This window comes from Streptomyces sp. NPDC096152, from assembly GCF_044763235.1.
Lineage (GTDB): Bacteria > Actinomycetota > Actinomycetes > Streptomycetales > Streptomycetaceae > Streptomyces.
Map to the genome: position 1 here is coordinate 95,598 of NZ_JBIWFW010000003.1, position 12,910 is coordinate 108,507.

Sequence of the window (12,910 nt, forward strand, 5' to 3'; positions counted from 1 at the left end):
CTTCTTTTACAAACCCCCCCCTCTGTCTAACCCCCCCCCCCCCGGGCGGGGGGGGGGGGGGGGGTGGGGGCCCCCCCGCTCGGCGCCCCGCGGGCCCCCCCCACCCCCCGCCACGCCAGCGACTCCAAGCCAGTACGGACGAGAGACCCTCTGCGGCTGGCGCAGTAGGCTCGCGGCACGTGGCTAACCAGCCCTAATTATGAATAAAGTAACCAAACTGTCAATTTATTCACAATTCGTCGACCTTAACATACTGCTTCCTTTGGGACTCAAAGGCAAGTTATTGTCTTCTGGTGACAGAAGAAAGCACTCGAGAGGCACGGCGCAAAAAATCTATCGAGACGGAACTAAAGCGCCTCGAAGAGAGCGCCATGTATAGCTCACAAATGCAGTTTGAGCAAACAAAACAATGGAGAGGGGTAAACCTTATTTTGGGGCTACCTGCGAGCCTACTCGCCGCCATCGCAGGGACTGCTGCACTAGTAAATACGGGAGGTCGAGTAGCCGCAGGAATCATAGCGCTTGCCTCAGCAGGATTTGGCGCCACCCTTACAACAGTCAATGCATCACATCGAATGAATCAGGCCGCTGCAGCAGCGAACGCATACTTGGAAATCCAAACAGCAGCCCGCCAAACGCGAGAGATAGACCTACCTTATCTATCAATCGAAGAGGCGAGAGCCCTCCTTGTGGAGTTGACCGCGCGCCGCGACGAACAAAACAAGACGGCCGAGCCACCCAATAGACGGTCTTACAAAAGAGCTCAAAAGAACATCAATTCCGGCGGTCAAACTTACACAGTGGATGGAACGGAATCACCCGAGGAGTAACAATGGCACTGTCTGTCGCGCAAGGATTCTCGATCTTCTTGGACAGGCTCATCCCTCTGCAATCCCAGCGAGCGGCGACAGCCAGGCATCGAGCCAGCGTCGAAACGTCGCTGCGAAATGCTCTATCCGTGAGCCTCTTTCGGGAAACGGGCTCGTTTACGCATGGAACAGGCGTGCGCAATCACGCAGACGTGGACCTACTAGTCAGCCTCAAAGGAGCTAGGCCAGGCAGTTCAGACACGGCCCTGTCCTGGGTCCGTAACGCACTGGCAGCCAGCTTCCCCTATACAGTAGTCCGCACTAGCCGTCCGGCAGTCGTCATCGAATTTGCCAACGGGGACGAGACCTGGGAGGTGATTCCCGGATTTATTACTAGCCGCGGACCGGCTGATGTATCTGTTTACGACATTCCTGGGCCATCAACAGGATGGATCGACTCGGCACCCACAGCACACTTGAAGTATGTAACGGAGGTAAACGCAGAGGCAAAAATTGCAGGAGGTGCGAAGAAGCTCGCCCGCCTCGCAAAAGCCTGGAAGTACTACAACCGTGTTCCGATCTCCTCTTTCTACCTGGAGATGAGGGCCGCAAAATATCTGTCCAGAGACTCCCTTTTTGACCCCACGATGGATGTTTGTCTATACCTAGAGCACCTGAAAAGCATCGGGCTCGCTTCAATGCAAGACCCAAAGGGAGCCTCCGGCAAGTTCTACGCATGCTCCACCACTGCTAAGGCTGAAGATGCCCTATCAAAGCTTTCTACTGCTGCGACTAGAGCCAGGAAGGCTTTGAACGCCACCAACTCTGGGGACATTGATACCGCATTTCGCTACCTTGATTTGCTGTTCGGTGGAAGGTTCCCTGCCCGCTAACCGCGGTTGCAGCGCAATGCCAGCCCGAGGCGACGGCTGCACGAATGTACAGCGGCTACGACCCGTTGCTCTGGAGATGGCATGGCGGCCCCGAATGATCTTCCGGCTCTTGAGCTAGTTGGTCTTCCATGCAGGCCCTGACTTGGTTGTGGACGGCGTACACACCCGGGCACCGGCCCCTAGCAGCCGCCGTCCATGCCGTGCGGGGCCCGTACAGCCAGAAGTGGAGCGATCGGAGCTGCAACCCAGTACTGTGCCGCTGTGAGATGCCTACTGTCCTCAAGTGAGTACGCCTCAGACACAGTCCCCGAGGCCCTCGCCATCGCAGGGATCGAGTTTGTACGTAGTAAAGACCTCCGTACGGATTGGCTCACGGAGGACACTGCCGATGTCGACTTCCTTTGTGCAGTGCTGGACGGAACGGGGCGAGATGAGCCGCCGGCCATCTACCTTGAGATCGGTGTTGCCCTCGGCCGTGAGCTGCCTGTCTTGATCATCGCTGCACCAAACAGGCGACTCCCTCTTGCTATTGCAGGGCTTCAGAGGGTGGACGTAGGTCTAGAAAACACTGAAGCCATCGCGCACCACCTTCACATTTTCGCTTCGGCGCTCGACTCCCGCAGACCATCCAGCCGGGAAATAAGCCACAGGTTGAAATCTGAGAGGGGAACGTCAAAACGCTTGCGTGCCCAACTCGAAGCCCTTTCTCTGGAGCCTAGCAACTGGAGATCAAACCTTGGCGAATTGAGTCGCGAATACGAGCGCCTCGTGCAGAGTATTCTGTCATCTGCAGGCGCCGAATCCTCGTCTTCGCAAACCGACGGGGGATCTGATGTCGCTGCTTGGATTGATCACGCCAGTGAGATCCTGGGTGGGCCCATCCTGGTGCAATGCAAGATTGCGGCTAGAATCGACAGGAAAACTCTCCAGCTCGCGGCAGAAAAATTAACGAGCACACTTGGATTCCGTTCGGTTAAGTTTGGGCTCATCGTCTACCATAGTCTAGAAAACCCGCACTATAAAGCGCAATTCCATAGTCCCTATCCTGTCTGGGCATTTTCTGCTTCAGAATTGATCGACATGACCGAGCAGGACTCGCTCAGTGACACGATCATCACGCTTCGGAACGAGTTGATGCATCGGCAGGGGTCATGACCGACCTTCATGTTGTGACACTGACGCGGCTTCTCGATACCGCCGAGGATATGGCAAACACAACGGCGATGCGCGGACGGTCCTACGAGGATGCACTCGACCATGCCATGAGTCGCATTTCTGGTTGCCAAGTGCAACGCAATAGCCTGAACGAGTTTAAGTCTGAGGAAGTCGATCTCTCTGTAAGTAACTACCGAGAGATGAACGGCCTACGGATGTTGCCAGAAATCTTTTTGGTCGAATGTAAAAACTGGAGCAAGCCAGTTGACTCCATGGCCGTGGCCTACTTCGCCACCAAAATCCGCCATCGCGGATGCAGCCTCGGGGTCCTTGTAGCGGCTCAAGGCGTGACCGGAGATCCCGTCGAACGGACGGCCGCGCTTCACCAGGCCGGTCAGTCGCTAGCCGAAGGAATCAAGATTCTCCTGATTACGACTAAGGATCTCAGGAGCCTGCAAACGATCTCAGACCTAGTCAACCTCCTTCATCGCAGATTTCTCGACCTACATGCCGCAGGAACGATGACTCTTGCGTAATTGGGTCCCTAAGGCCGCCTACAGGCAGGGCGTTTGGTTCCCCTGTCAAGCACCTCGTCAATGCGATGGATGTCCACACACGCCGAGGCCAAATGCAGCCCAGGTGCCCTACGGCCCGGCCGGCAGAGCTTGCTCCGGTCGACGGCATAGCAGCGTGGCTGCGGCCGGTGGGTGCGGAGCGAGGCATACGCGTGCCTGCTCGGTCGGCGCACCCACCATCGTGGCGGACTGTCGTCGGCTGGGGCACAAGCACCGTGATTCCCAGCCGTGTTCAAGGCGAAGGCGTGAAGCCGGCGGACTGGTCCAGGTGGCGGTGCGGTCTGACACGGCCACGGCCGCCCCGCGCAGCATGGGTGGACAGGCGGTCAGACCGAGTTCCTAAAGCGGGTGTCGCAGGTTCGAATCCTGCCGGGGGGCGCGAGGGGTTGCCTCCCGCGCTGGCCCTTCGTCGTGTCCGGGGTCGTGCCACACGCGTGCCATCTAGTCCACCCGTAGTCCACATCCCCAAGGCGGAAGCCTCTCCCCCACCCTTACAAATCATGGCTCCGAGACGATCGGCGATGGTCCGGTCACGGTCGCTGGTCATGTGCTGGTAGATCACGCGGCCCGGGAGCTGCTGTGCCCCATCCGCGTCATCAGCTCCCGCGTACTGGCCCCGCCGTCGAGGCCACGGTGTTGCCCGTGTGCCGAAGATCGTGGAAGTGCAGCTCAGCTGAGACGCCCGCAGCCTTCCGGGCCTTGCCCCAGTCGTCGCGGAAGTTGCTCCGCAGCAACTGCCCGCCCTGCAGCCCGACAAAGAAGTGACCCTCACGGCCAGGAGCGGCGAACTCCCTGCGATTCGGGGAGCTGGCGCCCCTGCGGCGCTGGGCCATCGACCTGGAAGGGCTGACCGTCACCGTGCGCCGCGCTCAGGCCGAGCTGCAGGCCGGCTGGCTCTTCGACAAGGCGCCGAAGTCCGCGGCCGGCGTGCGCCCCGTCTCCTTCCCAGCCGCACTCCTCGACGCGGTCACGCACTACCTGGAGCAGGTGAAGACCACCGGGAGCACGAGCAGCCGATAGCGCGGCGCTATCGAGTCGGCCACAGCGAAGACCTCCGCCACCGTGAGAACCGGCCGCTCGGCACGTCGTAACGGTCCACGCCGCTGATGCGGCACGTAACCCTGCAATGCGCAAGCCGCTGTAGGTTCGTGGGGTACTACGCATGGAGTGACGGCACAGCACGTAGGAAGGCAGCGAGAAGGCTCCTGCAGTCGAAGTCCACCAGGGGGCGACGCAGCACTTGCTCCCGGGCACTGACAGTCAGCGCATCCTGCAGAAATCAACGATGGAGGGGATTTTGATGCAAGGCAAAAACCAGGACAAGGAAACCGTTAGTGAAGCCATTCAGGATGATTGGGAAGCCCTTCGATCCGACATCCGAACTCACGCCATGGACTTCAACATTGAGTCACTCGCAAGGCTTTTCGAGCAAGGAGAGTTGGTTATTCCGGCTTTCGCTCGCCCTATGGTTTGGAGTCAGATGCAGAAGTCACAGTTCATCGAATCACTCCTCCTGGACTTGCCCGTCCCGCCCCTCTTTTTTTCCGAGAATCCAGAAACCTACCAATATTCAGTACTTGATGGAGCGCAACGACTGCGCGCCGCAATTTCCTACCTGCGAGGGGAGTACGCACTCACCGGCCTCACCGACCTCATCTCGGCGAATGAAACCCATTTTGAGGATTTGCCGATTCGAATGCAGAGGCATCTCCGCATGTCCACAATGCGAGCGGTGATCATCAGTTCAGCATCGAGCACCCACGTGCAGGCGGAAGTCTTCTCTCGCCTTAACACCGGAGGGACAGCCCTAACCACCCAGGAACTGCGGAATGCTACGCACCAGGGACCGTTCAATACACTCACAGTCGAACTCTCCCGCCTGCCAGACTTTCGACAAGCAATCGGCGCAGGGCCGAACTCAACTGGCAATCTTCGCGACGCAGAATTGGTGCTCCGATATTTTGTCCTATCCGAGGAGAGGGGTCGCGATTTCGCAATTTCCCAACGCATGTTCACGGACTTTCTACGGAGGAAGAATGAATCCTCGCCATCAGAGCTCGAAAAGTATCACACGTCATTTGTAAAGTCACTGGAGAAGTGCCTAGACGCCTTTGATGACGAGGCATTTAGGCGCTGGCGCCCGGAATCCGGAAAGTCTGATCCTAGGTTTTCCGTCCCGCTTTATGATGCGCAAATGTTGGCTGTTAATGAATTTTCGCGCGGCCTGATCTTTCGACATGCGCACGAAATTCGACTCGGGATGCGCAAGCTTTTCTCAAGCAAGGAGTTCACGAACTCACTGAAAGTGACCACCGCGCACTCGCTGAACTTCAGAGTTAGCAGTGTCGTGGAGATGATTGAAAGCGTCGCGAGGTAGCGATGCCTACCCAAAAATTCACCACACAACTCGATGACGTCGAAGAGCTATTGAATCTTGCCGAGTCCATTACGCTACGCCATCCGGCGTTCTCGTACTTGTCTCAGCGGCCGACTCCAGGGCCCATTCTCGCGGGCGCAGTCGTGCTCCTTTGTGCGCGATTTGAAGAGTTCGTGAAAGACGTCGCCACATATGCGTTGGAGCAGCATCAGGAAGCAGATCCAAACCTGCTTCTTTGGGATCTCCCGGAGCAACTACAGGTGCTCCTAATCTCCAAGAACATGACGGCCGCTTTACAGGCTAAAAGATTTGGGAGGCCACGCAGTCCGGCCGATAGACTCAGGGATGGACTGGCTGTCGCCCAGGACATCGTCCAAGGGCGAATCAACGCGGGCAAAGCAATCGAAACCGGCGGGAATCCTGGCCCTGACACGGTTGCTGACTTGATGAAGCTTGTCGGCGTGGCAAAACCATGGGCTGAGATTGCGAAATACTTCGATGCGAGATATGAACCCCCCGCTAGTCCAGAACTTGCGGGCATAGCGGTTGGAGACCTGCAGGAGCGGCTTAGAGAACTCGTCGGCTTGCGAAACGTTGTCGCCCACAGCGGTGCACGCATCCCCTCCTCTCCGGCAGAGATCAGATTCGATGTTCACTTCACAAGGCATCTCGCGTCTGCGATATATCACGTGCTGAAGGAGCATGTTCACGCTTACGTGCGATCCGTTGGGAGAATTCCAGGAGCGTGGGCGCTCTAAGTGCTGTGGCAACGTAGGGAGGTTCGTGCCACAACCGTGCCAGATGCAGGAGTCAGCCACGGTCAACACCGGTGCCCTGCGGTCGAGTAGCCGCTCGCTGCCTTGGCCGACGATGCCGCAGATGAGCCCGCAGATCACCCCGCCTCTCTCCTAGAGCGGTGGCTTCCTGACAAGAGGCTAGGGACGTATGTACTCGTAACTCCAAGGCTGACTAGATGGGTTCTGCGGCGATCATGCGCTCAATGAGACCCAACCCCTTAGGCGTGAGCACCACAACACCGTCTGGCTTATCGACTGGCGACTCTCCCCAGTCGGGCACCTGTTTGAGCACTTCAACGATTCCGTCGTCAACAAGGTTTGTGACAAGCCACACCATGCCCCGATGGATCGCGATGTCGGCAAGGCCGAACGTGCTGTTCCCCTTCAACGTGGCCTGCAACATGCTGATCACTGATGGCGCACCATCACTGACCCCCTTCGCAATGTCCCCCAGCACTCGGGCGTAGATCTTAAGAATCTGGCGCTCAACGTCGGTGTAGCGGCCGTTCAGCACCTCAAGGTTCTGCTTGTACTGCAGCATCGACTTGCGATCCATCTCGCCTCGATCAAAGCGCGTATGGCACGTCGGGCACAGAGCGATCAGGTTCTCGAAAGTGTGCTCCTTAACCTTTGACCACGGCGTAATGTGTGCTAGTTCCACTGGGGTTTGTCTGCACGTGGGGATCGCACACCGGTGGCCTGATTCAACAAGTACAGCCCTCTTGAGAGCCGTTGGAATGTCTGGTCGGTCCTGAGCCATGCCGACGACCCTAGCTAGGACAAAATGTGATCAGCAAGAGCCAGCCACTGACATCCACGTTGCCCCGGGGAGGCGGACTCTGATGGCCACCACGCCGTCGTCACGGCCCCGGCCGTCGCGACTTGCTGCGGTCGACGACAGGCCCGATAGCGTGGCTGAGCAAGGGGGTGCAGCGAGACACGCGCGCGGCTCATCGGTCGGCGCCCTCGCCGTCGTGGATGACTTCGTCGGCTGAGGCCCCAGAACGTGCTTCCCGGCTGAGGCGGGAGGGTAGTGACGCCGTCGTGAGCGATGGTCAGAGGAAAGAACTACGCGATCTCGTCGTACCTGAGCGCCGACGCATGCCCACCGCCATCTTCTACGGTGAAGTCAAGTAGCCCCCACCACAGGGAAAGAGACCCGTATGCAGACGCGTACCGTGTGCCTGTCCCTCCTACTCGTGGCAGTCCTGGGCTCGGTGACCGCCTGCGGCCACGGCGCGGGCACCGCATCCAAGGAGACCGACGGCAACGCCAAGGGCAACGAGCAGACCAAGGACAGCGGCACCCTGACCGTCGCCCTGGGCCACAGGGCCAAGTGGCCCGACGGTACGACCGCCACCCTTTCCGACTTCACTCGGGGCGTCACGAGCGAGTACGCCTCTGTCAAGCCGCAGCCGTTCGTCGCCTTCAAGGTGACCGTGCACAACGGCGCCAGCGAGATAATGGACCTCACCCGGTTCTCCCTCTCCTGCGCCGACGGCGAGCCTGTCTACGACAGGACCCAGGGACTCGAAGCGGCGGGGTCGGCGGGGGGGGCGAAAAGCTACGTGGACCCGGGGGAGGACACCACCTGGAAGGACGCCTGCCCTCTCCCGAAGGACGCGCACAAGGTGCAGATCAAGGTCACGCCCGAGGCCATCGAGTACCAAACCGCGATCTTCTCGGGCGACGTCAAGTAGCCCCGACCACAACCGCCACAGGCTTGCCACTCAACTCGGGGCATCTTCAAGCAAACCAGGATTCACCCCCACTCACAGCCAACGCCATCCCCGTCTGCGTCGAGCCACGGTGCATAGCCCCTCTCGCCCTTTCGGACCGGGACGCTTGCGGGCGCACCCTGCTCGTTGGCGTAGGCCTCCCGGCGGGCCGAGTTCCAGGCGAAGGCGCCCGCTGTCCCACGCCTCCGCGAGCGGCACCATGTGCGCGATGTCCAAGCCGGACGCGGAAGTGACCCATGTGGCGTCGTAGTACGACCACCAGCGCCCGCCGGTCAGACGGCAGCCGGTGGCGGAAGGCGTTGCGGCTGTAGTCGTCGCGGGGCTCGACGGCCGGCTGCAGGCTGGCCACGGCCTCCGCGAGGAGCACGGTCTCGGCAGCATGCGCCGGCGCGGAACTAGCGAGCGGGAAAAAGAAGAAGGCGAGGGCGGCAAGGCAGCGCACCATGGTTGGAGCAGGCCCCGGTGATAGCGGATTCCGCGGGAGCGCGGTGTCGGCCTCCGGCTGCGCGCCGCCCGTATGGCGGCAATGGCGGTACCGGGGCGCGCGTGAGCGATCCCGCCCGATTTCAGGTCGTCCCCGTCCGGCAGGTCGAGGCGTGGGCGAAGGAGCAGGGCGTCGAGGTCAACGGCCGCGATCGAGCCCTCGCGAACATCCGCGAGGCGTAGGCTCACGCCTGGTTTACAGAGCTACCAAGTCCGCTGGACCGAGAACGATAAGGAGTACGTCTCCGCGGTGGCCACGGGCCGAAGAGCATGCAGGCGTACATGGAAGAGCTAAAGGCCCGCGAGGGCGTCTCCAACGTCGAGACGCTCTCCGTGAAATCGGGGGAGTGATGGGGAACCTACGCAGGTATCAGGAAATCACGACGCTGGCGAAGAGCGTGGGAGGCGTCGACAAGCTCATCAGTGCCATTGAGAAGGCCGCGTTCACGAAGGGCGCGGCTGTGGGCGCGGTGGTCGGCGGAGCTGCCGTCAGCGGAGCTGCTGTCGCGGTCAAGCGCTACCAGTCTGAAGGCAGCAGTAGCGGAGTTCGTCAGCGACTCTTGAAACTAGGAAGAGCCCCGGCCGCCGAAGGCAGCCGGGGCGGGGTCGTGACGAAGAGGTCGTGCCATACGCGTGCCAGATTCTGCGGGGAACCACGGGGATCCGCAGGCAACCATGGAACTGGCTCGCGAGACGCTGATAACCTTCCGTCGCAGGTCATCGCCACAGCGAGCCCTGGATCACCTCAGCTTCCCAAGCTCAGGGCTCATCTACGCGACCGTTCAGATGGAAGAGAAGCCACTCAAGCCAGTCCGCCGTCACTCCCAAAGACGAGGCCCAGCCGTGCATGGAGCTGACGTAGGCGGCGTATCGGGTGGGCCAGTGGCGTGTGCCGGCCGCCTTCCAACTGATCCACCCCAGGGCGTTGAGCGAACTGAAGACCCGGTCGTCGAGGATCAAGGCCCGGTCGCATGGGGCGTCGCGATCGTCCACGGCCGCGAACCACTTGGTGAAGAAGGACCGCCCCACCCCCTTGAGGGCGAACTGCCGGTAGGCCTCGATCAGGTCGCCGTCTCGGACCGCTTCGCGCGTGGACCGGAGGACAGTGGGCATGCGCGCGTCGGACAGAGCAGCTTCCGTGTACCGCGGCCCACGTCCGTTCGTGGTGCCCGAGCCCCAGATCATGACGGCCACGAACAGATCACGCAGGCTGTCGGGATCATCGTCAGCAACGCGGTCACGAAGATGGGCCAGGTCGCCCCGGCCGATGAGGCGGTCACCGTCCGACCCGCTCCCACATCCAACGCCGATATCTAGAACGTGCGCTGCTCCGTGCGACTCCAACCGCGAGCGCCACGTTTCTGGACGGAAGCGCACGGGCTTCTGTTCGCAATCGCCGTAGCGGACAACGAGCTTCCGAAGCTGCTCCATCATGCTCCCCCCTGGCCATGACGGCGGCGTGCCGTGAGCCACAGCGTATGGGAGTAGATACCAAGAGGACACGCCTATCTGCGAGACGGAAGGACGAACTCACGACCAGCACGGTCAGAATCGACAGCGCCAACGCCAAACGGTGGTTGCCGCATCGTAGGAGCGGAACACCATGGCGAGCGTGCATGGGCGGATGCCCGGCCTGCGGTACGGAACCCCCGCACCACAAGCGCACCAGATCGGGCGGCTGTCTTGGCTGGGGAGGGCGTCAGTTGCTCGTCTCCGGGCCCCAGCGTTCAGGCCCCACCGCGTGCCAGTCGATCCACGGGGACTCCGCCACCTCCGCCGGGTCGATCTCCAGCCCGGTTCGGCGCAGGAACTCGGCGACGTCGGCCACGTTGTGGGCCAGGCCGAGGATCTCGCCGTCCACGCGCACCCGTCGGCCTCCTGTGGGTGACGGCGGATGAACGATCACACGGATCGGGCCGGACATGCCTTCAGAATCCTCTGGGCCATGCGGCCCCGCATTCCAGCGCGTCATGGGTGAGGCCGCTCGCGCTTGTGTCCGTCTGGCCGTCCCAGGTCACGCAGTTCCGACCATGCTGCGGGGCTTGGACGCCGTTGCTGCCAGTGGGGATGGAAGTACAGCTGATTGGACAGCCGGTGCAGACGCCGGCGCAACTCGGTACGGCCGGGCCGCTCGGCGAGCAGTCGGTAGGTGGCACTCCACTCCTGCTGCGCCTGGGCGAGGTCGCCGGGGAACGATCGCATGGCCAGATTCAAGCATGTGTTCGATTTATTGGTCCATCGACGATGCTGCCGGCGACGTGGTCGTGGCACGCAACGAGGGGGGAAGGTAAGTCGTGGGGGATCACGCCGGGGGCGGTGAATCCTGGGAGAAGCTCGGGCCGTCCCTGGGCCGTCCGAGGTCGCTCGACAGTGGCCAATGACGACCAACGACGACCACCAGGCGCACGAGCCCCCCGCCCCTGAACAGCAAAAACCCAGCTCCCCCAAGATCCCCGGCAAGACCCAGGGTGAGAAGACATGGAGACCGCCGGTCTGACTGCAGTCTTTGACGGCAACACCAGTGCATCCTGCCGTACCAAGGGAGTCGATGCCGGACACTGCGCGGGACGCTAGCGAGTCGCATACCCAGCCCTTGGGCCTCAGGAAGGAAGGGACTGCTGCAGGATCGGGTGACAGCGTGACCTGCCCCACGGTTTGGGTTCCAGCTGCGGTGACTAACTGACGGCGGGGATGGTGTCTTGTTCGGAGAGTAGTTCGTACTCGATCGGGGTGCGATAGCCCAGTGCTGAGTGGCGCCGCTGTCGGTTGTGGAAGACCTCGATGTACTCGAAGATCGCGTTCGCCAACTCGACCCGGGTCTTCCACCGTTTGCGGTTCAGCAGCTCGATCTGCATCGAGGACCAGAACGACTCCATCATCGCGTTGTCCAGGCCGTCTCCGACCGTGCCGAACGATGGCAGGAGCCCGGCGGAGCGGATCCTTTCCCCGAAGACCCAGGAGGTGAACTGGGTGCCGTGATCGGCGTGCACTATCCCGCCTGGTTCGGGGCGCCGGTTGCGGAGGGCCATGTCTAACGCGTTGACCACGAGGGTGGAGTCCTGTCTGGAGTCGATCGACCAGCCCACGATCTTGCGGCTGAACGCGTCCAGGACCGCCGCGCAGTACACCCACCCTTCTCTGGTGCGGTGTTGCGTGATGTCGGTGACCCACAGCTCGTTGGGACGCAGCCGATGGAACTTCCGGTTGACCAGGTCATCGGCGGTGACGACACCCCGCAGGCGCTTGATCCGCACCGGCCCGGGCAGTCCGTAGATCCCGGCCTGTGTCATCAGCACCGACACGGTCCTCGAGCACACCTGGATACCCATGCCCAGGGTGAGCTCGGCGTGGACGCGGCGGTAGCCGTAGGTGCCGCGTGAGGCGACGTGGATCTCCCGGATCAGCCCGGTCAGCCACTCCTGTCGCAGCTGCCGCGGTGTGGTCGGGGTGCGCTTGTGTTTGTAGTAGTTCTGCCGGGCGACCCCGAGGATCCGGCAGCATCGGCCGCCCGGTGCCCCGGCATCGACGAGACGGTCGATCACGGGGTAGAGCCTTTTGGGGCCGCCTTGTCCTCGCCGAGGAACCTGGCGGCCTTGCGGACGATCTCGAGCTCGGTTTCCAGCTCGCGGATTCGTCGCTGCGCTGCACGCAGCTCTGCGGACTCCTCCGAGACCCTGCCAGGGCGCCGGCCGTTGTCGATGTCGTCCTGGCGCAAATGGATGCCGAGGTCAACGGCGGTCTGCTTCTGTTCTTTTCCTGCCCGCACCAAGGCGATGGCGCGGGCGCGGAACTCAGCGGGATAGGCGCGGGGCATGTCCGGCAGCCTTTCGTGAAGGCCGTCAGTTAGCCATCAAAACTGGAACCTGAGAGGTGGGGCAGGTCAAGGTGTCACCCAACCCTGCAGCAGTCCCACTCGTCGCCCTCGCGGCTACCACAATCCTAGGCGTTTGCGCAGGAATGGACATCGACAAGTAGAATCGTTGGGTCGGCGCAGCAGTTTTGCTATTCCTCTCGCATTTCATGTTTACGCTGCTGCTGATCCTGAAGCGTATTCGATCAGCTTTCTTGAACTCCCTAACCTA

Annotated in this window: 12 protein-coding genes and 3 pseudogenes; 8 read left to right on the forward strand and 7 right to left on the reverse strand. The window is 61.3% G+C overall.

Translation table 11 applies throughout. The annotated features are described in order from the left end of the window. Window positions 1-293: 293 nt before the first annotated feature. From ACIQ9G_RS10655 to ACIQ9G_RS10685, 7 genes are all read left to right on the forward strand, one after another. On the forward strand, window positions 294-830 hold the full coding sequence (locus ACIQ9G_RS10655; RefSeq protein WP_403608117.1) for an SLATT domain-containing protein: 537 nt from the start codon (window positions 294-296) through the stop codon (window positions 828-830). 2 nt (window positions 831-832) lie between these two features. Next, entirely contained in the window at window positions 833-1,702 is an 870-nt protein-coding gene (locus tag ACIQ9G_RS10660) for a nucleotidyltransferase (RefSeq protein WP_403608119.1), read from the forward strand. A gap of 408 nt (window positions 1,703-2,110) precedes the next feature. Beyond that, the gene (locus tag ACIQ9G_RS10665; RefSeq protein ID WP_403608121.1) at window positions 2,111-2,857 is read left to right on the forward strand and encodes a hypothetical protein; all 747 of its coding nucleotides are present in this window, start codon (window positions 2,111-2,113) and stop codon (window positions 2,855-2,857) included. Then, window positions 2,854-3,393, forward strand: coding sequence for a restriction endonuclease (locus ACIQ9G_RS10670; protein ID WP_403608123.1), 540 nt, complete (start codon window positions 2,854-2,856; stop codon window positions 3,391-3,393). The genes ACIQ9G_RS10665 and ACIQ9G_RS10670 overlap by 4 nt, the downstream gene beginning before the upstream one ends. 897 nt (window positions 3,394-4,290) lie before the next feature. After that, window positions 4,291-4,452 carry a hypothetical protein gene (locus ACIQ9G_RS10675; protein ID WP_403608125.1) on the forward strand — a complete coding sequence of 54 codons (162 nt, stop codon included), beginning with the start codon at window positions 4,291-4,293 and terminating at the stop codon, window positions 4,450-4,452. A 265-nt stretch (window positions 4,453-4,717) separates the two neighbouring features. Next, window positions 4,718-5,809, forward strand: a complete 1,092-nt coding sequence (locus ACIQ9G_RS10680) for a DUF262 domain-containing protein (protein ID WP_403608127.1) — start codon at window positions 4,718-4,720, stop codon at window positions 5,807-5,809. Window positions 5,810-5,811: 2 nt separating this feature from the next. Further along, window positions 5,812-6,567 carry a HEPN domain-containing protein gene (locus ACIQ9G_RS10685; RefSeq protein ID WP_403608129.1) on the forward strand — a complete coding sequence of 252 codons (756 nt, stop codon included), beginning with the start codon at window positions 5,812-5,814 and terminating at the stop codon, window positions 6,565-6,567. Window positions 6,568-6,778: 211 nt separating this feature from the next. Here the strand turns inward: ACIQ9G_RS10685 and ACIQ9G_RS10690 are convergent, their stop codons facing one another. Together ACIQ9G_RS10690 and ACIQ9G_RS10695 are read right to left on the reverse strand one after the other, a co-directional pair. Continuing rightward, window positions 6,779-7,147 (reverse strand): hypothetical protein, encoded by a 369-nt coding sequence (locus ACIQ9G_RS10690; RefSeq protein WP_403608848.1) that lies wholly within the window; start codon window positions 7,145-7,147, stop codon window positions 6,779-6,781. 30 nt (window positions 7,148-7,177) lie between these two features. Continuing rightward, window positions 7,178-7,366 (reverse strand): annotated as a pseudogene (locus tag ACIQ9G_RS10695) (HNH endonuclease); the annotation flags it as partial. Window positions 7,367-7,769: 403 nt separating this feature from the next. Here ACIQ9G_RS10695 and ACIQ9G_RS10700 point away from each other — a divergent pair. After that, on the forward strand, window positions 7,770-8,306 hold the full coding sequence (locus tag ACIQ9G_RS10700) for a hypothetical protein (RefSeq protein ID WP_403608131.1): 537 nt from the start codon (window positions 7,770-7,772) through the stop codon (window positions 8,304-8,306). A 62-nt stretch (window positions 8,307-8,368) separates the two neighbouring features. Here the strand turns inward: ACIQ9G_RS10700 and ACIQ9G_RS10705 are convergent. The 5 genes and pseudogenes from ACIQ9G_RS10705 to ACIQ9G_RS10725 all read right to left on the reverse strand — a co-directional run. Then, window positions 8,369-8,416, reverse strand: a pseudogene (locus ACIQ9G_RS10705) (hypothetical protein); the annotation flags it as partial. A gap of 1,171 nt (window positions 8,417-9,587) precedes the next feature. Continuing rightward, window positions 9,588-10,262: a hypothetical protein gene (locus ACIQ9G_RS10710; RefSeq protein ID WP_403608132.1), complete on the reverse strand. Its 675-nt coding sequence runs from the start codon at window positions 10,260-10,262 to the stop codon at window positions 9,588-9,590. A gap of 265 nt (window positions 10,263-10,527) precedes the next feature. Then, window positions 10,528-10,752 carry a hypothetical protein gene (locus ACIQ9G_RS10715; protein WP_403608134.1) on the reverse strand — a complete coding sequence of 75 codons (225 nt, stop codon included), beginning with the start codon at window positions 10,750-10,752 and terminating at the stop codon, window positions 10,528-10,530. A gap of 44 nt (window positions 10,753-10,796) precedes the next feature. Next, window positions 10,797-11,030, reverse strand: a complete 234-nt coding sequence (locus tag ACIQ9G_RS10720) for a hypothetical protein (RefSeq protein WP_403608136.1) — start codon at window positions 11,028-11,030, stop codon at window positions 10,797-10,799. A gap of 473 nt (window positions 11,031-11,503) precedes the next feature. Further along, window positions 11,504-12,642, reverse strand: a pseudogene (locus ACIQ9G_RS10725) (IS3 family transposase). Window positions 12,643-12,910 lie beyond the last annotated feature (268 nt).

Coding starts and splice junctions, on each gene's coding strand:
- ACIQ9G_RS10660 (WP_403608119.1), top strand. CDS start 833: ATGGCACTGTCTGTCGCGCAAGGATTCTCGATCTTCTTGGACAGGCTC.
- ACIQ9G_RS10670 (WP_403608123.1), top strand. CDS start 2,854: ATGACCGACCTTCATGTTGTGACACTGACGCGGCTTCTCGATACCGCC.
- ACIQ9G_RS10680 (WP_403608127.1), top strand. CDS start 4,718: ATGGAGGGGATTTTGATGCAAGGCAAAAACCAGGACAAGGAAACCGTT.
- ACIQ9G_RS10685 (WP_403608129.1), top strand. CDS start 5,812: ATGCCTACCCAAAAATTCACCACACAACTCGATGACGTCGAAGAGCTA.
- ACIQ9G_RS10690 (WP_403608848.1), bottom strand. CDS start 7,147: ATGCTGCAGTACAAGCAGAACCTTGAGGTGCTGAACGGCCGCTACACC.
- ACIQ9G_RS10700 (WP_403608131.1), top strand. CDS start 7,770: ATGCAGACGCGTACCGTGTGCCTGTCCCTCCTACTCGTGGCAGTCCTG.
- ACIQ9G_RS10710 (WP_403608132.1), bottom strand. CDS start 10,262: ATGATGGAGCAGCTTCGGAAGCTCGTTGTCCGCTACGGCGATTGCGAA.
- ACIQ9G_RS10715 (WP_403608134.1), bottom strand. CDS start 10,752: ATGTCCGGCCCGATCCGTGTGATCGTTCATCCGCCGTCACCCACAGGA.
- ACIQ9G_RS10720 (WP_403608136.1), bottom strand. CDS start 11,030: ATGCGATCGTTCCCCGGCGACCTCGCCCAGGCGCAGCAGGAGTGGAGT.